The sequence below is a fragment of the Streptomyces sp. NPDC088794 genome, from assembly GCF_044750545.1.
In the GTDB taxonomy this organism is placed as follows: domain Bacteria; phylum Actinomycetota; class Actinomycetes; order Streptomycetales; family Streptomycetaceae; genus Streptomyces.
This window is the reverse complement of the sequence record NZ_JBIVKB010000013.1, coordinates 13412-37119: the sequence shown is the minus strand read 5'-3', so window position 1 is coordinate 37119 and position 23708 is coordinate 13412. Positions and strand designations below refer to the sequence as shown.

The following is a 23708-nucleotide window of genomic DNA, read 5'->3' as shown; positions in this document are numbered from 1 at the left end:
TCGATGATTCCCGGCCGCCGGGTTTTCCACCCTGCCGGGCGGCACCGGCCTCGGGTGCCCCTCAGCCGCCCGACAGCACCTTGACCAGGTCTTCCGCGGTACGGCAGCGGTCCAGGAGCTCCTTGACGTGATTTCGCGTTCCGCGTAGCGGTTCCAGGGTTGGGACCCGCTGCAGGGAGTCGCGGCCCGGCAGATCGAAGATCACCGAGTCCCAGGAGGCCGCCGCCACGTCGTCCGCGTACTGCTCCAGACAGCGCCCGCGGAAGTACGCGCGGGTGTCCTCCGGCGGCTTCGTACGGGCCCGTTCGACGTCCTCCTCGCCCAGCAGCCGCTTGATCCGGCCGCGGGCGGCCAGACGGTTGTAGAGGCCCTTCTCGGCCCGTACGTCGGCGTACTGGAGATCGACCAGCTGGAGGCGGGCGGCGTCCCAGTCGAGGCCGTCGCGGCGCCGGTAGCCCTCCATGAGCTCGCGCTTGGCGACCCAGTCGAGCTCGCCGGCGAGGCTCATCGGGTCGTTCTCCAGGCGGTTGAGGGTGTCCTCCCAGCGGGCCAGGACGTCCTTGGTCTGGTCGTCCGCGTCCGAGCCGTAGCGCTCCTCGACGTATTTGCGCGAGAGCTCGTAGTACTCCATCTGGAGCTGGACCGCGGTGAGCGTGCGGCCGCTGCGGAGGGTGACCAGGCGCTTGAGTGTCGGGTCGTGGGAGACCTGGTGGAGGGTGCGGACCGGTTGGTCCACGGCCAGGTCCACGGCGATGAAGCCGTCCTCGATCATGGAGAGCACGAGGGCGGTGGTGCCGAGTTTCAGGTAGGTCGAGATCTCGGAGAGGTTCGCGTCGCCGATGATCACGTGCAGGCGGCGGTACTTCTCGGCATCCGCGTGCGGCTCGTCGCGGGTGTTGATGATCGGTCGCTTGAGGGTGGTCTCCAGGCCGACCTCGACCTCGAAGTAGTCGGCGCGCTGGCTGAGCTGGAAGCCGTGTTCGTGTCCGTCCTGGCCGATGCCGACGCGGCCCGCTCCGGTGACGACCTGTCGGGAGACGAAGAAGGGCGTGAGGTGGCGCACGATGTCCGAGAAGGGGGTCTCCCGCTTCATCAGGTAGTTCTCGTGCGTGCCGTAGGAGGCGCCCTTGTTGTCGGTGTTGTTCTTGTAGAGGTGGATCGGCTGGGCGCCCGGGAGTTGGGCCGCGCGTTCGGCGGCCTCCGCCATGATGCGTTCGCCGGCCTTGTCCCACAGGACGGCGTCCATGGGGTTGGTGACTTCGGGGGAGCTGTACTCCGGGTGTGCGTGGTCGACGTAGAGCCGTGCACCGTTGGTGAGGATGACATTGGCCAGGCCGATGTCCTCGTCCGTGAGCTGGCTCGAGTCGGCGGCCTCCCGGGCGAGGTCGAAGCCTCGCGCGTCGCGCAGCGGGTTCTCCTCCTCGAAGTCCCAGCGGGCCCGTCGGGCCCGGTGCATCGCCGCCGCGTAGGCGTTGACGATCTGGGACGAGGTGAGCATGGCATTGGCGTTGGGGTGACCGGGAACGGAGATGCCGTACTCCGTCTCGATGCCCATTACTCGCCGTACGGTCATGCGGCCCTCCTTGCCCGGCGGCGTCCTCGGTCGGGGACGTCGCTCAAGTACCGCTGGCGCTCCGGTGCGTGTGCGGTGCCCGTCCCCGCACTGCGCGACTCGGCGGTACCGAAGAGCCTAGAACGGCTTTGCGCTGGTGGGGAGATCATTTGCGTCATTGCCTTGCTCGCCTTTGTTCCGGTCGTGGCCTGAAAAGCAGTCGGCTGCGGGTACCCACTGGGGGCACCCGCAGCCGCCCTGTCTTCTACAGGTACTGACCGGTGTTGGCCACCGTGTCGATGGAGCGTCCGGTGTCCGCTCCCTGCTTTCCGGTGATGAGGGTACGGATGTAGACGATCCGTTCGCCCTTCTTTCCGGAGATGCGGGCCCAGTCGTCCGGGTTGGTGGTGTTGGGCAGGTCCTCGTTCTCCTTGAACTCGTCCACGCAGGCCTGGAGGAGGTGCGAGACGCGGATGCCCTTCTGCTTGTTGTCGAGGAAGTCCTTGATGGCCATCTTCTTGGCGCGGCCGACGATGTTCTCGATCATGGCACCGGAGTTGAAGTCCTTGAAGTAGAGGACTTCCTTGTCACCGTTGGCGTAGGTGACCTCCAGGAAGCGGTTCTCCTCGGATTCCGTGTACATGTGCTCGACGGCCGTCTGGATCATGCTTTCGACGGTGGTCGTCTTGCTGCCGCCGTGCTCGCCGAGGTCCTCGGGGTGCAGCGGGAGGCGTTCGGTGAGGTACTTGGCGAAGATGTCCTTGGCGGCCTCGGCGTCGGGACGTTCGATCTTGATCTTCACGTCCAGGCGGCCGGGGCGCAGGATGGCGGGGTCGATCATGTCCTCGCGGTTGGAGGCGCCGATCACGACCACGTTCTGCAGGCCTTCGACGCCGTCGATCTCGGCGAGCAGCTGCGGGACGATGGTGTTCTCCACGTCCGAGCTGACACCGGATCCACGGGTGCGGAAGAGGGATTCCATCTCGTCGAAGAAGACGATGACGGGCGTGCCCTCGCTGGCCTTCTCACGTGCGCGCTGGAAGACGAGGCGGATCTGCCGCTCGGTCTCGCCGACGTACTTGTTGAGGAGTTCGGGGCCCTTGATGTTGAGGAAGAAGCTCTTGCCGGCGGCCTGGCCGGTGACCTCGGCGACCTTTTTGGCCAGCGAGTTGGCGACGGCCTTGGCGATGAGCGTCTTGCCGCATCCGGGCGGACCGTAGAGCAGGACGCCCTTGGGCGGCCGCAGTTCGTGTTCCTTGAAGAGGTCCGGGTAGAGGTACGGGAGTTCGACCGCGTCGCGGATCATCTCGATCTGGCCGCCCAGACCGCCGATCTGCTCGTAGCCGATGTCGGGGACCTCTTCGAGGACGAGTTCTTCGACCTCGCTCTTGGGGACGACCTCGTACACGTAGCCGGAGCGGGGTTCGAGCAGGAGGGCGTCGCCGGGACGGATGACGACGTCGAGGAGTGGCTCGGCGAGCCGGACCACCCTCTCCTCGTCGGTGTGTCCCTGCACCAGGGCGCGTACGCCGTCCTCAAGGATCTCCTTGAGGGTGACGATGTCTCCGACGCTCTCGTACTCCATGGCCTCGACCACGTTGAGGGCTTCGTTGAGCATCACTTCCTGGCCGCGCCTGAGCTCGTCGAGCTCGACACTGGGGCTGACGTTCACCCGGAGCTTGCGCCCGCCGGTGAAGATGTCGGCCGTGCCGTCCTCGTTGCCTTCGAGGAAGACACCGAAGCCGGCCGGGGGCTGTGCGAGCCGGTCGACCTCCTCCTTGAGGGCCACGATCTGGTCGCGGGCCTCACGGAGCGTGTTCGCGAGTCGCTCGTTCTGGGCGGACACGCCGGCCAGGTTGGTCTGCAGCTCGACGATCCGCTCTTCGAGAATCCTCGTGTGTCGCGGAGAGTCGGCGAGCTTGCGTCGCAGGACGGCGATCTCCTGCTCAAGGTAGGCAATCTGCCCGGCCGGGTCGTCGGACCCTCGTCCCGGGCGGATGCCGCGGTTCATGTCGTCGTCGTGGGCTGCCACGGTCCTCACCTCCTCCAAGGGGAGCTGGACGCTTCCAGACCCTACCTGGGTGGGTGTCGATTGAAACCCCTAGATCACAAAGACTGTCGAGGTGTGTCCGATCTTCACCCTTGCGCTCTCCCTCACGCCAGGGGAATACCCACCGAACATGATTGGGAAGCCGCCGGAGGTAGGGTCGAAGTGTTCAACACCCGTCAGAGCTGGCCTGATTCCCGTCGGCTCGACATCTAAACGGCAGGAGACATGAGCGTGCAGCAGGAGGCCGGAAGCGGCGGTGAGGCTCTGGAAGTCTGGATCGACCAGGACCTGTGTACCGGCGACGGCATCTGCGTGCAGTACGCGCCGGAGGTCTTCGAGCTGGACATCGACGGCCTGGCCTATGTGCGGGGCTCGGGCGAGGAACTGCTGCAGGCTCCGGGTGCGACAACGCCCGTTCCGTTGCCGCTTCTCACGGATGTGGTGGACTCCGCGAAGGAGTGTCCGGGCGAGTGCATCCATGTACGGCGCATTTCAGACAGGGTCGAGGTCTTCGGGCCGGACGCGGAGTGATGGTCGGCGGGCGTTACGTCACGTCTGTCTGATTTCCCACAGGCCTTGGTGACGTGGGTCACACGCTCTGGGCACCGGCGGGTGTCGAGCGGACGAACGTGCCGTTCTTCCACTGCCACTTCACGCTGTCCTTCACGTCCGGGCAGCAGCGGGGTGTGTCCTTCGACGAGTAGCCGAACAGGGTGGCGAGGACGGCTCCGTCACGCACCGAGAAGTCACTCACCGTGTTGCCGTCCTTCGGGTCCACCAGGGTGGCCACGAGTCGGGGCTTGCCGCCGTCCGCGGCGTGGGTGAGGACGTAGACGCCGTCGGGCGGGGTGCCCATCGCGGAGTCGCAGTGGACGACGGCCACCGTCTCCGGTTTGCCGTCGCCGTCGAGGTCTCCGGTCGCCTTCTCGCGCACCACGGCCTTCACCGGGCCGCAGCTGAGGGGGAAGTGCACGTCCGCGGGATTCGGCGCGGTGGCGTGGGTGGACTTCGTCTCCGGACCGGCCGTCTGGGCCGTCGCGGAGTTGGGCTGGAGGACCGAGGACAGGGCTATCACGCCGGCGACTGCCGTGGCGGTGGCGACCCAGTGGATCGGACGGGTGTGCGTGTGTGCCAGTTCCGGGACGGCGGATTGCTGCACTAGGAGTGTCTCCTGTGAGGGCTGTGCCGGTGGGGGTGGCCTGCATCGTGCCACACGTCACAGTGCGGGGGAACGGCGGGGTCAGAGGTAGTGCGCCGGGGCTCGCCGGGAGCGCGCGGAGGCCGGCAGCACGTCGATACGAAGGCGTCGGAGCGAAGGCATCGGAACAGCGGCGCCCACACGCAACGGACACGTCACACGTCAATACGAAGGCGCCGCGCCCCAGTTCCCGGGTCGGTCCGGGAACTGGGGCGCGGCGCCCGTTCGTTGACTGCTGCACAGGGCCGCCTCAGCGGCCGGCGCCGCCGTCGGCGTTGGGTCCGGAGTAGTCCTCGCCGTAGGCGCCCTTGGCGGGGCGGCGGCGGCGCATGGGCGGCTCGACGCCGTCCGCGAGGCGGCGGGCGGTGAGCAGGAATCCGGTGTGGCCGATCATCCGGTGGTCCGGGCGGACGGCCAGGCCCTCGACGTGCCAGTTGCGGATCATCGACTCCCAGGCGCTCGGCTCGTTGAAGCTGCCGATCTCGCGGATGGACTCGACGGTCCGGGCGAGCTGGGTGGTGGTGGCGACGTAGCAGCAGAGGATGCCGCCGGGGACGAGCGCCTTGGAGACGGCCTCCAGGCACTCCCAGGGGGCGAGCATGTCGAGGATGACGCGGTCGACCTCGGTGTCGGACAGGTTGTCCTGGAGGTCGCCGACGGTGAGCTGCCAGGCGGGGTGCGGGCCGCCGAAGTAGCGCTCCACGTTCTGCTGGGCGATCTCGGCGAAGTCCTCGCGGCGCTCGTAGCTGTGCAGCATGCCCTGGTCGCCGATGGCGCGCAGCAGGAAGCTGCTGAGCGAGCCGGAGCCGACGCCTGCCTCCACGACGCGGGCGCCGGGGAAGATGTCGGCGAAGGCGAGGATCTGCCCCGCGTCCTTCGGGTAGACGACGGCTGCCCCGCGGGGCATGGACAGGACGTAGTCGGGGAGCAGGGGGCGCAGCGCGAGGTAGGCGACGTTACCGGTGGTGCGGACAACGCTGCCCTCGGGTGCGCCGATCAGCTCGTCATGCGGGAAAGAACCCTTGTGGGTATGGAAGTTCTTTCCGGCCTCGAGCGTGAACGTGTAGTGGCGGCCCTTGGGGTCGGTCAGCTGAACCTGGTCCCCGACCTTGAAGGGCCCGCGCCTGCGGGCGGCACCGGTCGGTTCGGACATGTGAACAGCCTACCGGCGATTAGGACGTCAACCGACCACTGGGATGGAGCACCGCTCTCCTAAAGCGGGTGTCGCAGAAAGCGGGTGGGTCAGTTGGGCCGGGCCATCGCCTTCACGAACGCGCGCTCCACGTCCGCCGCCGACAGGACGCCGTAGATCTCGCCGGTCTCCTCGACCACCAGGTACTCGGTGGCCGGGGTGGCGCGCAGGGCGTCCAGGAGGTCCTCGCCCGCCAGTTCGGCCGAGACCCGCATGCCGTCGGTTAGGTCCTGGGCCAGGCCGCTGACGGCGACCCAGGGGCGGCGGTGTTCCGGTACGCCGACGATGGCGGCCTCACGGACGAGGGAGAGGGGCGTGCCCTCGGGGTCGACGACGACCAGGGCGCGGGCGCCGGCGGAGTTGGCGCGGCGCAGGGCCTCGGAGAGCGGGGTGTTGGTCTCGACCGGGACGGCGCGGCGGGTGAGGTTGCGGGCGCGCAGCTCGGGGAGGTGTTCGCGCAGTCGGGCCATGCGGAGGCTGTTGCCGGCGCCGGTCCAGATGATCGCGGCGAGGATCGCGGCGAGCAGGGCGTCGGTGACGGTGTCCATGCCGACGTTGTCCTCGGCGGTGGAGCCGAGCGCGCCGGACTGGGTGAGCAACGGAAGGCCGATCAGGACGGAGACGGCGAGGGCGCGGCCGACCCAGGCGGCGGCGATGGTGCCGCTCATCGGGCGGCCGGTGATCTTCCAGACGACGGCGCGCAGCATGCGGCCGCCGTCGAGGGGCAGGCCGGGCAGGAGGTTGAAGGCGGCCACGATGAGGTTGGAGACCATCAGGCCGGCCAGCAGGACGCCGGGGACGGTGCCGGGCTCCACGGGCTGCATGGCCAGGTAGAAGATGCCCGAGAGGATCAGCGAGAGCAGCGGGCCGACGAAGGCCAGCACGAACTCCCTGCCGGGGGTTTCGGCCTCTTTCTCGATCTCGGAGACGCCGCCGAAGAACTGGAGCTGGATGCGGCGGACGGGGAGCTTGAAGCGCAGTGCGGCGACCGTGTGGGCCAGTTCATGGATGAGGACCGAGGCGTAGAAGGCGACCGCGAAGAAGAGGGAGACCAGGTAGCGGGCGGCGCCGAGTTCGGGCAGCACGCGGTCGAGCTGGCCGCCGAACACCCAGGTGATCAGGGCGGCGACGAGGAACCAGCTGGGCGCCACGTAGACCGGCACGCCGAAGGGCCGTCCCATCAACAGACCGCCACGGGGCTCGGGGCGCTGCGGCGGGGGCTGCTTGGCCGCACCGGAACGGGTGAGCCTGCGGTTGCCTTCGGCGACGGGGGTGGGGGTGGTGGGGTGGTCGTCGTCCTGGGGATAAGCGGGGGTGGCCTTCGAGGCGCCGGCGGGCGCCTCGGGGTGGTCACCGGACGCAGAGGCTTCTCCAGGTGCCGGCGCACGCTCACCACCACTGGACGCGGAAGCCCCGCCGTCGGAACTGCCGCCCGAGACCGGGACCCCCTCGTCGGACCCACCCGAGACGGAGGCTGCGTCCGCGGACGCAGAAGCGCCGTCGTCGGAGTTGCCGCCTTCGGCCAGGACACCATCGGCGGACGCGCCCGCGACGGAGACACGGTCATGGGACGCAGAAGCCCCGCCGTCGGAACTGCCGCCCGGGACCGGGACCTCCCCGGCGGACCCGCCCGAGGCGGAGGCACCGTCCGCGGACGTAGAGGCGCCGTCGTCGGAATCGCCACCCGCAGCCGGCATCCCCTCGGCGGACCCGTCCGAGGCGGGGGCGCGGTCGGTGGGTGCGGGAGTGTTGGCGTCGGGACCGACTCCCGGCGTGGCGGTGTCCTCGGTGGGTGCCGGTTCGCTCGGGGCGGCCGGTTCGGCCTCGTCGTGGGACGGAACGGGGCGGCGCACGCCGTTGGGGCGGTCGTCGGCCGGGCCGGCCGGGGCCGCAGGGCTCGCGTGGTGGTCGGCCGACTCGTCGGTGCCGGACCGCGGCTGCCCGCTCCCGCCGCTCTCGTCCACGATGTCCCCTCGTTCGAAGCGTCCTCCGTGCCTGCCGGCCGGAAGGGTCTCGGGTCGATGGTATGCGGCCGTCGCGACGCGTTCCGCCCCGGCACCCCCCGAGTTTCCCCACCTGTCGCAGCCGTTGCGGCCATGGCCGGGTCACTGTCAGTGGCGGGCCGTAAGGTCTGGGGTCATGGAGACGAGCACGGAGGACACCGCGCAGGCCCCCGGTGGCGGTGCCCCGCAGGGGGATTCACCGGTCGCGGCCGAGCCGGCGGGCACGGTGGCAGCTGAGGCGGCGGACGCGGTGGTGGTCGGGACCGGCAACGGGAGTGGGACCGGGGCGGGCGTCGACGCGATCGACGCCGTCGGCCCGGACGTCGTCGTGGCCCCCGTCGCCATAGCGCCCGCCAGCCTCTCCCCCTCCCGGGCCGGCGACTTCATGCAGTGCCCCCTGCTCTACCGGTTCCGTGTCATCGACCGGCTGCCCGAGAAGCCGAGCGAGGCGGCGACGAGGGGCACCTTGGTGCACGCGGTGCTGGAGCGGCTCTTCGACGCGCCGGCGACGGAGCGGACCGCGCCGCGGGCCAAGTCCCTCGTCCCCGGGCAGTGGGACCGGTTGCGCGAGAGCAAGCCGGAGGTGGTGGAGCTGTTCGCGGACGACCCCGAGGGGGAGCGGCTCGCGCGCTGGCTGGGTGAGGCGGAGCAGCTGGTCGAGCGCTGGTTCACGCTGGAGGACCCGACGCGTCTGGAGCCCGCCGAGCGGGAGCTGTTCGTCGAGACACAGCTGGACTCGGGGCTGAAGCTGCGCGGGATCATCGACCGGGTCGACGTGGCGCCCACGGGCGAGGTGCGGATCGTCGACTACAAGACGGGCAAGGCGCCCCGCCCCGAGTACGCGGAGGGCGCCCTGTTCCAGATGAAGTTCTATGCCCTGGTGGTGTGGCGGCTGAAGCAGGTCGTCCCGCGCCGGCTCCAGTTGGTGTACCTCGGCAGCGGTGACGTGCTGACCTACGATCCCGTCCCCGCCGACCTGGAGCGGGTCGAGCGCAAGCTGCTCGCGCTGTGGGAGGCGATCCGGCTGGCGACGGAGACGGGCGAGTGGCGGCCGCGTCCGACGAAGCTGTGCGGCTGGTGCGATCATCAGGCGCACTGTCCGGAATTCGGCGGGACTCCCCCGCCCTATCCGCTGCCGGTGAGGGCGCCCGAGTCCGGTGCCGTCCAACAGGGCAGAATGGGACCGGACTAGCGAAGGAGACTTACGTGGCCATCCGCGTCCTACTCGTCGACGACCAGCCGCTCCTGCGTACCGGCTTCCGGATGATTCTGGAAGCCGAGCAGGACCTCGCGGTCGTCGGCGAGGCCGGAGACGGCCTCCAGGCCCTCGACCAGGTCCGGGCCCTGCAGCCCGACGTGGTCCTGATGGACATCCGGATGCCCCGGATGGACGGCGTGGAGGCGACCCGGCAGATCACCGGACCGGGGCGGGACGGCCCGGCGAAGGTGCTGGTCCTGACCACTTTCGACCTCGACGAGTACGTGGTGGAGGCCCTTCGGGCGGGTGCCAGCGGTTTCCTGCTCAAGGACGCCCCGGCCAACGAACTGGTGCAGGCGATCCGGGTGGTGGCCGCGGGTGAGGCCATGCTCGCGCCGAGCATCACCCGACGGCTGCTCGACAAGTACGCCACCCACCTGCCCTCCGGTGACGAGCCCGTGCCGGACACCCTGCACACGCTCACCGAGCGCGAGGTGGAGGTGCTGAAGCTGGTGGCGCGCGGGCTGTCGAACGCGGAGATCGCGGCCGACCTGTTCGTCAGCGAGACCACCGTCAAGACGCACGTGGGGCATGTGCTGACCAAGCTGGGGCTGCGCGACCGGGTGCAGGCCGCGGTGTACGCGTACGAGAGCGGGCTGGTGCGTCCGGGCGCGCAGTAGGGCGCCCCGCACGTCGTACGAAACGAAACGATACGAATCGAAGAGGGGCCGCTTCCGAAAGGAAGCGGCCCCTCTTGTCGTTGTGCCGATCGTTGTGCGGAGTGTCAGCCGCTCACGCCGCGGCTGAGCTCCCAGAGCTGCAGGGTCGCGGAGGAGTTGAGCACGTACGCCGTGCCCGTGACGTCGTCGCGGGCGGCGACGTACTGCTTGCCCTGCCACAGCGGGAGGATCGGGACGTCGTCGGCGACTATGTCCTGGATCTCCGTCAGGCTGGTGCCGGCGGCGAGCCGGTCGGCCTCGCGGCGCGACTCCGGGATCAGGTTGTCGATGATCTTGGCGTTCGCGTACGGCGAGTTGAGGAAGTTGTCCTTGTCGAGGAACGGCGCGATGTAGCTGTCCGCGTCCGGGAAGTCCGGGAACCAGCCCATGCCCCAGACGTCGTACGAGCCCTTGCGCTCGGCCGGGACGAAGGTGTCCCAGGCCGCGCCCTTGATCGTGACGTCGAACAGCCCGCTGTTGTTGAGCTGGGTCTGGAGCTGTTCGAACTCCTTCTTGGTGGCCGAGCCGTAGTGGTCGGTCGTGTAGTGCAGGGTCAGCTTGACCGGGGTGGTGATGTTGGCGCCGGTCAGCAGAGCCTTGGCCTTGGGGACGCTCGGGTCGCCGTACTTGTTGAGGAACGAGTTGGAGTGGCCGGTGACGCTCGCCGGGACCAGCGAGTACAGCGGCTCGGCCTGGGAGCCGTAGACCTTGGAGACCAGCTCGGCGCGGTTGATGAGCTGGGCCATCGCCTCGCGGACGGCCTTGGTCTTCACCGTCGGGGCGTTGGTGTTGAAGGCCAGGTAGCGGATCTCCAGGCCGGCCATCTCGACCAGGTCGACGTCGCCGTCGGTCTTCTCCGACAGCTTGTCGATCTGCTCCGGCGTCATGGTGCGGGTCATGACCTGGATGTTGCCCTTGTCGAGGGCGGTGCCCATGGAGGCGGCGTCCTTGTAGGACACCATGTCGACCTTGGAGTTGTTGACCTTCAACGACCCCTTGTAGTTGGGGTTCTTGGTGAAGGTGGCCTTGACGACCTCGTCGTTCTTGACCTCGGTCGACAGGGTGTAGGGGCCGGAGCCGTCCACTTCGAAGCCGTCGCGCAGCTTGTTCTTCTCGTAGTCGTCGGGGTTGACGATGCCGGCGACCGGGGTCGACAGCTTGTACGGGAAGGTGGCGTCGGCGGTCTTGAGGTGGAAGATGACCTCGTTGTCACCCTGCGTCTCGACGGTGTCGATGGTGGACAGCAGGGCGAAGACGCCGGAGTCGGCCTTGATGGCGCGGGCGCGGTCGATGGAGTACTTCACATCGGCCGCGGTGACCTTGTCGCCATTGGCGAACTTCAGTCCGTCGCGCAGGGTGCAGGCGTAGCGCTCGTTGCCGCTGTCGGTGAAGTCGCAGCTCTGGGCGGCCTCGGGGACCGGGTCGCCGTCGCCCTTGGGCTGCATCATCAGCGTCTGCACGGTCTGGCGCAGCACGTTCCAGCTGCCGACGTCGTAGGCGTAGGCGGGGTCGAACGGGGCCGGCGCGTCCTTGGTGGCGATGAACCGGTCCGTAGTGCCCACGGCGATCGCGTCGCCGCCGCCGCTCCCGCTGTCGGACCCACCACAGGCGGCGAGCACGGGCGCGAGCAGACCGACCACGGCCGGCAGCACCAAAGTCTTGCGGTTCATGCTCGAGTTTCTCCAGGCTGTCGAGTCCGTGTACCCGGCATGCAGGGGTGTTGCGGGCGGATCACGGGGTAAGGGCGATGTTCTCGCGATGAGATTAGTCCGCACCAGTATGCGGGTTCACTGTCACGGGAGTTGAGCCCCCATCACGCAGCGAAACCGGTTGCGGACAGACCGAAAACCCGACGAGGGAAGGATTAGTGCAGCGTTCCATCAATCGGGACACAAGGGCACGTCGACGACGCCCGAAACGGGGTGAACAGCACACGCCACCCCGACTGTCGACCCTCGGGAAAGTGGGGAACCTCACATTCCAAATGACCTTGGTCAGTACCGGAATTCGGCCATCCGCCGTGATTCCAATTCCTGCGCACGCGGGCTCGGGGAATTACCGCCGTATCGATGTTGCACGCTGGGTGAACGGCCGTGGCATTTCCGTCATCGGGCGGTGATCAGTCCGCGCAGAAATGTCAGGTCGACGTCTTCCAGGGAGGACACCACCGTGCGCCCCGCGGCCGGGCCGATGGGCGCCACCGAGGGCACCACGACCACGTGACAGCCCGCCGCCTCGGCCGCGGCGACCCCGGTCGCCGTGTCCTCGACGACGGCGCATCTGGCCGGATCCACGCCGAGTCCGGCCGCGGCGGCCAGATACGGGTCGGGATAGGGCTTGGTGCGCGGCACCTCGTCCCCGGCCACCGTCAGCGCGAAGTGGTGGGCGCCGAGGGAGGCGATCACGCGGTCGATGATGCGCCGGTGCGAGGCCGAGACGAGGGCCGTGGGGATCTCGTACTCGGAGAGTTCGGCGAGGAGCCGGGCGGCTCCCGGCATCAGCGGCAGGGTACGTCCGATGCGGTCCTCGAACCCGTCGTTGAGCAGCACGGACAGCTCGGCGAGGGTGATGTCGGCGCCGGTGGCCTCGATCAGGAAGCCGGCGCTGCGGGTCATCGGGCCGCCGACCACGACATGGCGCCAGGAGTCGTCGAGCGGGTGGCCGAGGCGGGCGAAGATCTCCACCTCGACGTCCCACCAGAAGCCCTCGGTGTCCACCAGGGTGCCGTCCATGTCGAGGAGTACGGCTTGCAGGGCTGAGCCTTCGGCCGTACGGGTTCCGAGCGCGGGGACCGTACTGGTCATCCTGGCGCACCTCCTTGAGGGACGATCAGGCCGGTCGCCTCTTTTTCACAGAGAGGCGACCGGCCTGCGGTGGACCGACCAGTGTACGACTTATCCGATCAGTGTGCTCGGCGGAGCCGACTCACGAGGCGCACTGTTCACCGTGCGGCGAAGTACTTCACCGCGCGTTGAAGTACTTCGCCTCCGGGTGGTGGATGACGATCGCGTCCGTGGACTGCTCGGGGTGGAGCTGGAACTCCTCGGAGAGGTGCACGCCGATGCGCTCCGGCTGGAGCAGGTCGGCGATCTTGGCCCGGTCCTCCAGGTTCGGACAGGCGCCGTAGCCGAGCGAGAAGCGGGCGCCCCGGTACTTCAGGGCGAACATGTCCTCGACGTCGGTGGGGTCCTCACCGGCGAAGCCCAGTTCCGAACGCACGCGCGCGTGCCAGTACTCGGCGAGCGCCTCGGCCAACTGGACGGACAGTCCGTGCAGTTCGAGGTAGTCGCGGTAGGCGTTGGCCTCGAACATCCGGGCCGTCTCCTCGCCGATGCGGGAGCCGACGGTGACGACCTGGAGACCGACGACGTCGGGCTCCCCCGCCTCCTCGGGCCGGAAGAAGTCGGCCAGGCACAGCCGGCGGCCGCGGCGCTGGCGCGGGAAGGTGAAGCGGGTGCGCTCGTTGCCCCGCTCGTCCAGGAGGATCAGGTCGTCGTCCTTGGAGACGCACGGGAAGTAGCCGTAGACGACGGCCGCTTCGAGGAGGTTGTCCGTCTGGAGGCGGTCCAGCAGACCGCGCAGCCGGGGCCGGCCCTCGGTCTCCACGAGTTCCTCGTACGTCGGCCCGTCGCCGGTGCGGGCCTGCTTGAGGCCCCACTGGCCCTTGAACAGCGCGCCCTCGTCCAGCCAGCTCGCGTACTCCTTGAGCTGGATGCCCTTGATGACGCGGGTGCCCCAGAACGGCGGCTCGGGGATCGGGTTGTCGACGGCGACGTCGGAGCGGACGTGGCCCTCCTGGGGCCGCTCCTCGACCTCCGCGGCGGCGGCGGCCGGGCGCACCCGGCGCTGCTTCAGCTCGGGCAGCGTCACCCCGGGCACACCGCGCTTGACGCCGATCAGCGCGTCCATCAGGCGCAGCCCCTCGAACGCGTCGCGGGCGTAGCGGACTTCGCCCTCGTAGATCTCGTGCAGGTCCTGCTCGACGTAGGCGCGGGTGAGGGCGGCTCCGCCGAGGATGACGGGGAAGTCGGCCGCCAGACCGCGCTGGTTGAGCTCCTCCAGGTTCTCCTTCATGATCACCGTGGACTTGACCAGGAGTCCCGACATGCCGATGACGTCGGCGCGGTGCTCCGCGGCGGCTTCCAGGATCGCGGAGACCGGCTGCTTGATGCCGAGGTTGACCACGTTGTAGCCGTTGTTGGACAGGATGATGTCGACGAGGTTCTTGCCGATGTCGTGCACGTCGCCGCGGACCGTGGCGAGCACGATGGTGCCCTTGCCCTCGGCGTCCGACTTCTCCATGTGCGGCTCCAGATAGGCCACCGCGGTCTTCATGACCTCGGCGGACTGGAGCACGAACGGCAGCTGCATCTGGCCGGAGCCGAACAGCTCGCCGACGACCTTCATGCCGTCCAGGAGCGTGTCGTTGACGATGTCGAGGGCGGGGCGGGTCTCCAACGCCTCGGCGAGGTCGGCCTCCAGGCCGTTCTTCTCGCCGTCGATGATCCGCCGCTTGAGCCGCTCGTCCAGCGGGAGGGCGGCCAACTCCTCGGCGCGGCCCGCCTTCAGGGACTTGGTGGTGGCGCCCTCGAACAGGGCCATCAGCTTCTGCAGCGGGTCGTAGGCTGGTTCGTCGCCCTGCTGGGCGGAGCGGCGGTCGTGGATGAGGTCGAGGGCGGTCTGCACCTCTTCCTCGGTGAACCGGGCGATGGGCAGGATCTTCGAGGCGTGCACGATCGCGGAGTCCAGGCCCGCCTTGACGCACTCGTCGAGGAAGACCGAGTTGAGCAGGATGCGGGCGGCCGGGTTGAGGCCGAAGGAGATGTTCGACAGGCCCAGCGTGGTCTGTACGTCCGGGTGGCGGCGCTTGAGTTCGCGGATCGCCCCGATGGTGGCGATGCCGTCCTTGCGGGACTCCTCCTGACCGGTGCAGATGGTGAAGGTCAGGGTGTCGATGAGGATGTCCGACTCGTGGATGCCCCAGTTGGTCGTCAGGTCCTCGATGAGGCGCTCGGCGATGGCGACCTTGTGCTCGACGGTACGGGCCTGGCCCTCCTCGTCGATGGTCAGCGCGATCAGCGCGGCGCCGTGCTCCTGGGCGAGCTTGGTGACCTTGGCGAAGCGGGACTCGGGGCCGTCGCCGTCCTCGTAGTTGACGGAGTTGATGACCGCGCGCCCGCCGAGCTTCTCCAACCCGGCCCGGATGACCGGGACTTCGGTGGAGTCGAGCACGATCGGCAGCGTGGAGGCGGTGGCGAAGCGGCCGGCCAGCTCCTCCATGTCGGCGACGCCGTCGCGGCCGACGTAGTCCACGCAGAGGTCCAGCATGTGGGCGCCCTCGCGGATCTGGTCGCGGGCCATCTCCACGCAGTCGTCCCAGCGGCCGTCCAGCATGGCCTCGCGGAACTTCTTCGAGCCGTTGGCGTTGGTGCGCTCGCCGATCGCCATGTAGGCGGTGTCCTGCCGGAACGGGACCGTCTGGTAGAGGGAGGCGGCGCCGGGCTCGGGGCGGGGGTTGCGCTCGGCCGGCGCGAGTCCCCGGACGCGCTCGACGACCTGGCGCAGGTGCCCCGGGGTCGTACCGCAGCAGCCGCCGATCAGGGAGAGGCCGTACTCGCGTACGAAGGTCTCCTGGGCGTCGGCGAGTTCCGGGGGCGTCAGCGGGTAGTGGGCGCCGTCCTTGCCGAGGACCGGGAGGCCCGCGTTCGGCATGCAGGACAGCGGGATGCGGGAGTGGCGGGCGAGATAGCGCAGGTGCTCGCTCATCTCGGCCGGGCCGGTCGCGCAGTTGAGGCCGATCATGTCGATGCCGAGCGGCTCGAGCGCGGTGAGCGCGGCGCCGATCTCGGAGCCCAGCAGCATGGTGCCGGTGGTCTCGACGGTCACCGAGACGACGAGCGGGACACTGACGCCGAGCGCGTCCAGGGCGCGCCGGGCGCCCAGGACCGAGGCCTTGGTCTGGAGCAGGTCCTGGGTGGTCTCGACGAGCAGCGCGTCGGCGCCGCCGGCGAGCATGCCCTCCGCGTTCCGCTGGTAGGCGTCGCGCAGCAGGGTGTACGGGGCGTGGCCCAGCGTCGGCAGCTTGGTGCCGGGTCCCATGGAACCGAGGACCCAGCGCTGCTGTCCGGTCTCGGCGGTGAACTCGTCGGCGACCTCGCGGGCGATGCGGGCACCGGCCTCGGACAGCTCGTACACGCGCTCGGGGATGTCGTACTCGCCGAGCGCGGAGTGGTTGGCGCCGAAGGTGTTCGTCTCGACGCAGTCCACGCCCGCGGCGAAATACTCCTGGTGGACCGAGCGGACGATGTCCGGGCGGGTGATGTTCAGAATCTCGTTGCAGCCCTCGAGGTTCTCGAAGTCCTCAAGAGTGGGGTCCTGGGCCTGCAGCATGGTGCCCATCGCTCCGTCGGCGACCACCACTCGGGTGGCCAGCGCCTCACGGAGCGCGGACACACGGGTCCGGCTGTCGGCGGAAGGGGTCAGTGGCGACGAGGCCATGAAAGGGCTCCCTTTAGGTGCGACGGCTGTCGGCTTTGCGCGGTCCGTGGAACTGTCCGCGGTGGGCGCACCTCGCCAGGGTAACCGGGTCCGCCGTCCCGTGGACCGAGAGTCCACGGGACGGACGAGGATGACCTGCGGAGCACTCCTGGGATACGAGTGACGCGCGAGTGACATACGGGTGACGCGACCGGAACCGGCAGACCGTTGGCGGGAGGTCGGCATGGACCGGTAGTGTTCGACATTGCCGAACGGCGGCGGCGAGGAAGCACGCCCGACGGTCGAGGGGACGGAGGCAGCAGGGCGATGGCACGGAACATCCAGTCGCTCGAACGGGCGGCCGCGATGCTGCGCCTGCTCGCGGGCGGCGAACGGCGGCTCGGCCTCTCGGACATCGCCTCGTCGCTGGGCCTGGCCAAGGGGACCGCGCACGGGATCCTGCGCACCCTCCAGCAGGAGGGCTTCGTCGAGCAGGACGACGCCTCCGGGCGGTACCAGCTGGGCGCCGAGCTGCTGCGCCTGGGGACGACCTATCTGGACGTGCACGAGCTGCGCGCGCGGGCGCTGGTGTGGACCGACGACCTGGCCCGTTCCAGCGGCGAGAGCGTCTATCTCGGCGTCCTTCACCAGCACGGCGTACTGATCGTGCACCACGTCTTCCGGCCCGACGACAGCCGCCAGGTGCTGGAGATCGGCGCCATGCAGCCGCTGCACTCCACGGCCCTGGGCAAGGTCCTGGCGGCGTACGACCCGGTGGCGCACAGCGAGGCGCTGGAGGCCGACCGCAAGCCCTTCACGGACCGCACGGTCTCGGAGGCGGCGGACTTCGAGCACATCCTGGACCTCACCCGCGCGCGTGGCTACGCGGCCGACGTCGAGGAGACCTGGGAGGGCGTGGCCTCGGTCGCCGCCCCCATCCACGACCGGCGGCGCATGCCGGTGGGCGCGGTCGGCATCGCCGGCGCGGTGGAGCGGGTGTGCCGGTCCGACGATCCGAGTGCGCTGCGGCCCGAGCTGATCGCGGCGGTGCGGGACTGCGCCCGCTCGGTCTCCCGCGACCTCGGTGGCGGCCGGTTCTGAGAAGTCGGTGTGAGCTGCCGGAACACCATGTCGGTGTTCCGGCTTCAGCCATACCCTCAAATGGACATATGGGGCGACACTTGGCGGACGCCCCAGGCCGGGATCGACGACTCACAGCAATCAGTAACGATCGCGGTTTGGACAACACAACCCTTGACGCACACGTAACGCCGGAGCGAGACTCCCGTCCATCGGTCGACATTGTCGAACACCTACCGGCAATACGCGTTAGAGTGTGACAACGCCAAGGGCCGGTAACGCTCTCACCCCGAGAGCGGCTCGAACTCCCGGAGGGACCCGGGGTTCGGTCCCCTGGACGAAGGACAAAGGAGTCGCGGGTGTCCAGCTCCGACATCTTCATCGGCGAGACCATAGGTACCGCCGTACTCATCCTGCTGGGCGGTGGCGTGTGCGCCGCCGTCACGCTGAAGGCCTCCAAGGCACGTAACGCCGGCTGGCTCGCCATCGCCTTCGGGTGGGGTTTCGCCGTCATGACGGCCGTATACATCTCGGCACCCCTCTCCGGTGCCCACCTCAACCCGGCCGTGACGCTCGCCCTCGCCATCAAGGACGGCGGCTGGGACAACGTGCCGATCTACTGGGGCGGACAGATCCTCGGCGCCATGATCGGCGCGACCCTGGTCTGGGTGGCCTACTACGGCCAGTTCCAGGCGCACCTCACCGACCGCGAGATCGTCGGCGGTCCAGGTGCGCAGGCCACGTCCGCCAAGGCCGTGGAGGCGCAGGAGAAGGGCGCGGGACCGGTCCTGGGCATCTTCTCCACCGGCCCCGAGATCCGTAACGTGGTGCAGAACCTCGCCACCGAGATCATCGGCACGGTCGTCCTGATCCTCGCCATCCTCACGCAGGGCCTGAACGCCAACGGCGACGGCCTGGGCACCCTGGGCGCCCTGATCACCGCGTTCGTGGTCGTCTCCATCGGTCTGTCGCTCGGCGGCCCGACCGGGTACGCGATCAACCCGGCCCGTGACCTGGGCCCGCGCATCGTGCACGCTCTCCTGCCGCTGCCCAACAAGGGCGGCTCCGACTGGAGCTACGCCTGGATCCCGGTGGTCGGTCCGCTGATCGGCGGCGCGATCGCTGCAGGCATCTACAACGTCGCCTTTGCTTAAGAGCACCGAGTGCACAGCCGCACCGAGCCGTACTCGCTCATCAGCACCGCGCCGTAAGACAGCCGCCCTCCACCCACGGAACCCCAGGAGCACACAGTGACCGACGCGCACACCGCCGGACCGTTCATCGCCGCCATCGACCAGGGCACGACCTCCAGCCGCTGCATCGTCTTCGACCGGGACGGCCGTATCGTCTCCGTCGACCAGAAGGAGCACGAGCAGATCTTCCCGAAGCCGGGCTGGGTCGAGCACAACGCCACCGAGATCTGGACCAACGTCGAGGAGGTCGTCGCCGGGGCCATCCAGAAGGCCGGCATCACCCGCGACGACATCAAGGCCATCGGCATCACCAACCAGCGTGAGACCACGCTGCTGTGGGACAGGAACACCGGTGAGCCCGTCCACAACGCCATCGTCTGGCAGGACACCCGCACCGACGCGCTCTGCAAGGAGCTCGGCCGCAACGTCGGCCAGGACCGCTTCCGCCGCGAGACCGGCCTCCCGCTGGCCTCCTACTTCGCGGGGCCCAAGGCCCGCTGGCTGCTCGACAACGTCGAGGGCCTGCGCGAGCGCGCCGAGGCGGGCGACATCCTCTTCGGCACCATGGACAGCTGGGTCATCTGGAACCTGACCGGCGGGGTGAACGGCGGCCGGCACGTCACCGACGTCACCAACGCCTCCCGCACCATGCTGATGAACCTGCACACCATGCAGTGGGACGAGAAGATCGCCGAGTCCATCGGCGTCCCGCTCAACATGCTCCCGGAGATCCGCTCCTCCGCCGAGGTCTACGGCGAGGTCACCGGCGGCAAGCTGGGCGACCTGCTCGGCGGCATCCCGGTCGCCTCGGCGCTCGGCGACCAGCAGGCGGCCCTGTTCGGCCAGACCTGTTTCGCCGAGGGCGAGGCCAAGTCGACGTACGGCACCGGCACCTTCCTGCTGATGAACACCGGCGAGAAGCCGGTCAACTCCTACAACGGCCTGCTCACCACGGTCGGCTACCGCATCGGCGACCAGAAGGCGGTCTACGCCCTGGAGGGCTCCATCGCCGTCACCGGTTCGCTGGTGCAGTGGATGCGCGACCAGATGGGCCTGATCTCCACCGCCGCCGAGATCGAGACCCTCGCGCTCTCGGTCGAGGACAACGGCGGCGCGTACTTCGTGCCGGCCTTCTCCGGTCTGTTCGCCCCGTACTGGCGCTCCGACGCCCGCGGTGTGATCGCCGGCCTGACCCGGTACGTCACCAAGGCGCACCTCGCGCGCGCCGTCCTGGAGGCCACCGCCTGGCAGACCCGTGAGATCACCGACGCCATGACCAAGGACTCCGGCGTCGAGCTCGCGGCCGTCAAGGTCGACGGCGGCATGACCTCCAACAACCTGCTGATGCAGACCCTCGCCGACTTCGTGGACGCCCCCGTGGTGCGCCCCATGGTCGCCGAGACCACCTGCCTCGGTGCCGCCTACGCCGCCGGTCTCGCCGTCGGCTTCTGGACCAGCACCGACGACCTGCGCGCCAACTGGCGCCGGGCCGCCGAGTGGACCCCCAACATGGCCGCGGAGAAGCGCGACCGTGAGTACAAGAGCTGGCTCAAGGCCGTCGAGCGGACCATGGGCTGGCTCGACGACGACGAGAGCTGAACCGGCTCTGGAACGAGCTCGGACCAGAGCTCTGACGAGGAGTAAGAACCCGAAATGACCAGTCAGTCCACCCTGCAGTCCGTGCCTGCCCTGGGCACGCGCCCGGCCTCCGGCTCCAACCCGAGCCGCGCCGAGACCCGGGAGCAGCTCGCCAAGGCGTCGTACGACCTTCTCGTCATCGGCGGCGGCATCCTGGGCATCTCCACCGCCTGGCACGCCGCGCAGTCCGGTCTGCGGGTGGCCCTGGTCGACGCCGGCGACTTCGCCGGCGCCACCTCCTCCGCCTCCTCCAAGCTGCTCCACGGCGGTCTGCGCTACCTGCAGACCGGCGCGGTGAAGCTGGTGGCGGAGAACCACTTCGAGCGCCGTGCGGTCTCCCGCCAGGTGGCCCCCCACCTGGCGAACCCGCTCACCTTCTACCTCCCCGTGTACAAGGGCGGGCCGCACGGCGCGGCGAAGCTCGGGGCGGGCGTCTTCGCCTACTCCGCGCTCTCCGCGTTCGGTGACGGCGTGGGCCACCTCCTCTCCCCCGCCAAGGCGGCGCAGGACGTGCCCGAGCTGCGCACCGAGAACCTCAAGGCCGTGGCCGTGTACGGCGACGACCAGATGAACGACGCGCGCATGGCGCTGATGACGGTCCGCGCGGCCGTCGAGGCGGGTGCCGTCGTCCTCAACCACGCCCAGGTCACCGGCCTGCGCTTCACCCAGGGCCGGGTGACCGGCGCGGAGCTGCGCGACGCCACCTCCGGCGACGAGTTCGGCGTGAACGCCCGGCTGGTGCTGAACGCCACCGGCCCGTGGGTCGACCACCTGCGCAAGCTGGAGGACCCGAACGCGGCCCCGTCGATCCGTCTGTCGAAGGGCGCGCACCTCGTCCTGAAGCGGACGGCGCCCTGGAAGGCCGCGCTGGCGACCCCGATCGACAAGTACCGCATCACCTTCGCGCTGCCCTGGGAGGACATGCTCCTGCTGGGCACCACCGACGAGGAGTTCGAGGGCGACCCCGCGGACGTCTCGGTCACCGAGCAGGACATATCCCAGATCCTGGACGAGGCCGCGTTCTCGGTCCGGGACCAGCAGCTCTCCCGCGACCTGATCACGTACTCCTTCGCGGGTCTGCGCGTGCTGCCGGGCGGCCCGGGCAGCACGGCCAAGGCCAAGCGGGAGACCGTGGTCACGGAAGGCCGGGGCGGGATGCTGTCCGTCGCGGGCGGCAAGTGGACGACCTTCCGGCACATCGGCCGTACGGTGATGAAGCAGCTGGAGTCGCTTCCGGGGCATCCGCTGGGCGACGACTTCGAGCCGATCTCGTCGTTGCCGAAGAAGTTGCCGCTGCCTGGTGTGGCGAACCCGCGCGCGGTCGCGCACCGGTTGCTGGTGGACAGTCCGGCGCCCGGTCCTCGTATGGCCGCGGACACGGCGAAGCATCTCGCCACGCACTACGGGTCGTTGGCGTTCGACATCGCGCGGCTGGCGAACGAGAACCCCGAACTCGCCCAGCGCGTCCACCCGGACGCCCCCGAGATCTGGGCGCAGGTCGTGTACGCGCGGGACAACGAGTGGGCCGAGACGCAGGACGATGTGCTGCGCAGGCGTACGACGTTGACGATTCGAGGGCTGGCCACGGACGAGGTTCGCGCGAAGGTTCAGGATCTGCTCGACAAGAAGTGACGTTGGTGTGGGAAGGGCGGCTCCTCGTCGTGGGGGCCGCCCTTTTCTGCCGGGTGCGGGTTCGTTGTGGCTGGTCGCGCTCACACGGCGGAGCCGCATATCGATAACAGCCCCGCGCCCCTAGGGTGCCTGCGTCAACGTTTCTTTCTCTGGAGCCTCCCTCATGCCTCAGGACCTCCTGCCCATCACCCGTGTCCCCCGCACCGGGCTTCCCCCCAGGGCCCTGGTCGTCGGTGATCCTGCGCGGGCCGCGCTCGTCGCCGCATTGCTGGACGGGGTCACCGAGGTGTCGTACCACCGTGAGTACCGCGTGTTCAGCGGGACCTGGAACGGTGTGCCGGTGACCGTGGCCTCGCACGGGGTGGGGGCGCCCGGGGCGGTTCTGCTGTTCCAGGAGTTGGCCGACGCGGGGGTGCGGACCTTTTTGCGGTTCGGTACGGCGGGGGCGATGAAGGCCGGGATCGGTGACGGCGATCTGGTGATCGCGGAGGCGGCCGTGCGGGACGACGGGGTGACGCAGCAGTTGCTGCCGCCCGAGTATCCGGCGTACGCCTCCCCCGAGGCGGTGCTGGCGCTCCAGCGGGCCGCGCGCGAGGCGGGTGCCCCGCACCATCGGGGGATCGTGTGGACGCGGGCGGCCTTCCAGCCGGGGCTGCTCCCGCTGTTCTCGTACCAGGGTGCCGGTCTTGCCGCGATCGAGATGGAGCTGTCCGCGCTGCTGGTCACGGCGTCGCTGCGGGGTCTGGTGGCCGGCGGGATCGTCGTGATCGACGGGGCCAACGCCGACGAGCTGGTCGACGAGGAGGCCACGGGTGGGTACGACCCGCACCGGGACGTCGTCGCGGCGGGCGTCGAGCGCGGTGCGGTGGTGTCCCTGGAGGCGCTGCGGCTGCTGGCGGAGTCGAACGGGGCCTGAACGGCGACCCGATCGTGGCGACCTGCGCCTTCGGCGTCCCGTTCAGCCCACTGAACCGCCATAATGGCGTAAGACATCGGATGTCTTAACAGGCATGCGGGGACGACTTGGAGGCCGGGCATGGCAGTCACCGACGAGGCGATCGAAAAGATCAAGGGCATGATCGTCTCCGGCGCGCTGCGCCCCGGCGACCGACTGCCCAAGGAGAGCGAACTCGCCGCCGAACTGGGCCTGTCCCGCAACTCCCTGCGGGAGGCGGTGCGCGCCCTGTCGCTGATCCGGATCCTGGACGTACGCCAGGGCGACGGCACGTACGTGACCAGCCTGGACCCGCAACTCCTGCTGGAGGCGCTGAGTTTCGTCGTCGACTTCCACCGCGACGACACGGTCCTGGAGTTCCTGGCCGTACGGCGGATCCTGGAGCCGGCCGCCACCGCGATGGCCGCCTCCCGGATCAGCGAGCAGCAACTGGGGGCGCTCTCCGCCCAGTTGGACAAGCTGGGCGATGCGCCGTCGGTGGAGGAGCTGGTCGCCTGCGACCTCGACTTCCACCGGGGCATCGTGCAGAGCTCCGGCAACTCCGTGCTCTGCTCGCTGCTCGACGGGCTGTCGGGGCCCACCACCCGGGCCCGGATCTGGCGCGGTCTCACCCAGGAGGACGCGGTCAGCCGCACCCTGCGCGAGCACCGGGCGATCCTGGCCGCCCTGCACGACCGGGACGCGGAGGCGGCGCGCTCGTGGGCGACGGTGCACATCGCGAGCGTGGAGCAGTGGCTGCGCGCCTCGCTCTGAGTGCCCGCCGGGCGATCGCGCCGGGGTGGCCGCGGGTGGCGATCTTGGGTGTTCGAGCGGCTCGGACG

Annotated in this window: 17 protein-coding genes; 9 read left to right on the top strand and 8 right to left on the bottom strand. The window is 69.4% G+C overall.

All coding sequences use genetic code 11. The annotated features are described in order from the left end of the window. Positions 1 to 61 precede the first annotated feature (61 nt). Positions 62 to 1573: a depupylase/deamidase Dop gene (gene dop / locus ACIP6U_RS31605; protein ID WP_401724900.1), complete on the bottom strand. Its 1512-nt coding sequence runs from the start codon at positions 1571 to 1573 to the stop codon at positions 62 to 64. 244 nt (positions 1574 to 1817) lie between these two features. Next, positions 1818 to 3584: a proteasome ATPase gene (arc, locus tag ACIP6U_RS31600; RefSeq protein WP_401724898.1), complete on the bottom strand. Its 1767-nt coding sequence runs from the start codon at positions 3582 to 3584 to the stop codon at positions 1818 to 1820. 243 nt (positions 3585 to 3827) lie between these two features. On the opposite strand from arc, the gene ACIP6U_RS31595 reads away from it, so the two are divergent. Further along, the gene (locus tag ACIP6U_RS31595) at positions 3828 to 4133 is read left to right on the top strand and encodes a ferredoxin (RefSeq protein ID WP_401724895.1); all 306 of its coding nucleotides are present in this window, start codon (positions 3828 to 3830) and stop codon (positions 4131 to 4133) included. 58 nt (positions 4134 to 4191) lie between these two features. Here ACIP6U_RS31595 and ACIP6U_RS31590 read toward each other — a convergent pair whose 3' ends face one another. The 3 genes from ACIP6U_RS31590 to ACIP6U_RS31580 form a co-directional block, all read right to left on the bottom strand. Beyond that, positions 4192 to 4761, bottom strand: coding sequence for a hypothetical protein (locus tag ACIP6U_RS31590; protein WP_401724892.1), 570 nt, complete (start codon positions 4759 to 4761; stop codon positions 4192 to 4194). Between the two features lie 289 nt (positions 4762 to 5050). Further along, positions 5051 to 5953 carry a tRNA (adenine-N1)-methyltransferase gene (locus tag ACIP6U_RS31585; RefSeq protein WP_280877878.1) on the bottom strand — a complete coding sequence of 301 codons (903 nt, stop codon included), beginning with the start codon at positions 5951 to 5953 and terminating at the stop codon, positions 5051 to 5053. An 89-nt stretch (positions 5954 to 6042) separates the two neighbouring features. Then, positions 6043 to 7956: a site-2 protease family protein gene (locus ACIP6U_RS31580; protein WP_401724888.1), complete on the bottom strand. Its 1914-nt coding sequence runs from the start codon at positions 7954 to 7956 to the stop codon at positions 6043 to 6045. Positions 7957 to 8131: 175 nt separating this feature from the next. Here ACIP6U_RS31580 and ACIP6U_RS31575 point away from each other — a divergent pair, with 175 nt between their 5' ends. Together ACIP6U_RS31575 and ACIP6U_RS31570 are read left to right on the top strand one after the other, a co-directional pair. Beyond that, positions 8132 to 9187, top strand: a complete 1056-nt coding sequence (locus ACIP6U_RS31575) for a RecB family exonuclease (RefSeq protein ID WP_401724885.1) — start codon at positions 8132 to 8134, stop codon at positions 9185 to 9187. Between the two features lie 14 nt (positions 9188 to 9201). Continuing rightward, on the top strand, positions 9202 to 9873 hold the full coding sequence (locus ACIP6U_RS31570; protein WP_058926326.1) for a response regulator transcription factor: 672 nt from the start codon (positions 9202 to 9204) through the stop codon (positions 9871 to 9873). Between the two features lie 104 nt (positions 9874 to 9977). On the opposite strand, the gene ACIP6U_RS31565 is transcribed toward ACIP6U_RS31570, so the two are convergent. From ACIP6U_RS31565 to metH, 3 genes are all read right to left on the bottom strand, one after another. Continuing rightward, the gene (locus ACIP6U_RS31565) at positions 9978 to 11582 is read right to left on the bottom strand and encodes an ABC transporter substrate-binding protein (RefSeq protein WP_401724881.1); all 1605 of its coding nucleotides are present in this window, start codon (positions 11580 to 11582) and stop codon (positions 9978 to 9980) included. A 435-nt stretch (positions 11583 to 12017) separates the two neighbouring features. Beyond that, on the bottom strand, positions 12018 to 12716 hold the full coding sequence (locus ACIP6U_RS31560; RefSeq protein WP_401724878.1) for an HAD family hydrolase: 699 nt from the start codon (positions 12714 to 12716) through the stop codon (positions 12018 to 12020). Positions 12717 to 12873: 157 nt separating this feature from the next. After that, the gene (gene metH, locus ACIP6U_RS31555; RefSeq protein WP_401724876.1) at positions 12874 to 16410 is read right to left on the bottom strand and encodes a methionine synthase; all 3537 of its coding nucleotides are present in this window, start codon (positions 16408 to 16410) and stop codon (positions 12874 to 12876) included. A 306-nt stretch (positions 16411 to 16716) separates the two neighbouring features. Here metH and ACIP6U_RS31550 point away from each other — a divergent pair, with 306 nt between their 5' ends. The 6 genes from ACIP6U_RS31550 to ACIP6U_RS31525 all read left to right on the top strand — a co-directional run bounded on the left by ACIP6U_RS31550 (position 16717) and on the right by ACIP6U_RS31525 (position 23640). Next, positions 16717 to 17490, top strand: coding sequence for an IclR family transcriptional regulator (locus ACIP6U_RS31550; protein ID WP_401724873.1), 774 nt, complete (start codon positions 16717 to 16719; stop codon positions 17488 to 17490). 338 nt (positions 17491 to 17828) lie between these two features. Further along, positions 17829 to 18623 carry an MIP/aquaporin family protein gene (locus tag ACIP6U_RS31545; protein ID WP_401724870.1) on the top strand — a complete coding sequence of 265 codons (795 nt, stop codon included), beginning with the start codon at positions 17829 to 17831 and terminating at the stop codon, positions 18621 to 18623. A 96-nt stretch (positions 18624 to 18719) separates the two neighbouring features. Next, positions 18720 to 20261, top strand: a complete 1542-nt coding sequence (glpK, locus tag ACIP6U_RS31540; RefSeq protein WP_401724867.1) for a glycerol kinase GlpK — start codon at positions 18720 to 18722, stop codon at positions 20259 to 20261. 54 nt (positions 20262 to 20315) lie between these two features. After that, a complete protein-coding gene (locus ACIP6U_RS31535) occupies positions 20316 to 21932 on the top strand; it encodes an FAD-dependent oxidoreductase (RefSeq protein WP_401724864.1) in 1617 nt (538 codons plus the stop codon). Between the two features lie 163 nt (positions 21933 to 22095). Next, positions 22096 to 22848: a nucleoside phosphorylase gene (locus ACIP6U_RS31530; RefSeq protein ID WP_401724862.1), complete on the top strand. Its 753-nt coding sequence runs from the start codon at positions 22096 to 22098 to the stop codon at positions 22846 to 22848. Between the two features lie 120 nt (positions 22849 to 22968). Next, on the top strand, positions 22969 to 23640 hold the full coding sequence (locus tag ACIP6U_RS31525; protein ID WP_124002679.1) for a FadR/GntR family transcriptional regulator: 672 nt from the start codon (positions 22969 to 22971) through the stop codon (positions 23638 to 23640). Positions 23641 to 23708 lie beyond the last annotated feature (68 nt).

What these genes read in the sequence shown, in the direction of transcription:
- ACIP6U_RS31575 (WP_401724885.1), top strand. Translation starts at nt 8,132, where the DNA reads ATGGAGACGAGCACGGAGGACACCGCGCAGGCCCCCGGTGGCGGTGCC.
- ACIP6U_RS31525 (WP_124002679.1), top strand. Translation starts at nt 22,969, where the DNA reads ATGGCAGTCACCGACGAGGCGATCGAAAAGATCAAGGGCATGATCGTC.
- dop (WP_401724900.1), bottom strand. Translation starts at nt 1,573, where the DNA reads ATGACCGTACGGCGAGTAATGGGCATCGAGACGGAGTACGGCATCTCC.
- ACIP6U_RS31550 (WP_401724873.1), top strand. Translation starts at nt 16,717, where the DNA reads ATGGCACGGAACATCCAGTCGCTCGAACGGGCGGCCGCGATGCTGCGC.
- metH (WP_401724876.1), bottom strand. Translation starts at nt 16,410, where the DNA reads ATGGCCTCGTCGCCACTGACCCCTTCCGCCGACAGCCGGACCCGTGTG.
- ACIP6U_RS31585 (WP_280877878.1), bottom strand. Translation starts at nt 5,953, where the DNA reads ATGTCCGAACCGACCGGTGCCGCCCGCAGGCGCGGGCCCTTCAAGGTC.
- ACIP6U_RS31535 (WP_401724864.1), top strand. Translation starts at nt 20,316, where the DNA reads ATGACCAGTCAGTCCACCCTGCAGTCCGTGCCTGCCCTGGGCACGCGC.
- ACIP6U_RS31560 (WP_401724878.1), bottom strand. Translation starts at nt 12,716, where the DNA reads ATGACCAGTACGGTCCCCGCGCTCGGAACCCGTACGGCCGAAGGCTCA.
- ACIP6U_RS31595 (WP_401724895.1), top strand. Translation starts at nt 3,828, where the DNA reads ATGAGCGTGCAGCAGGAGGCCGGAAGCGGCGGTGAGGCTCTGGAAGTC.
- ACIP6U_RS31565 (WP_401724881.1), bottom strand. Translation starts at nt 11,582, where the DNA reads ATGAACCGCAAGACTTTGGTGCTGCCGGCCGTGGTCGGTCTGCTCGCG.
- ACIP6U_RS31530 (WP_401724862.1), top strand. Translation starts at nt 22,096, where the DNA reads ATGCCTCAGGACCTCCTGCCCATCACCCGTGTCCCCCGCACCGGGCTT.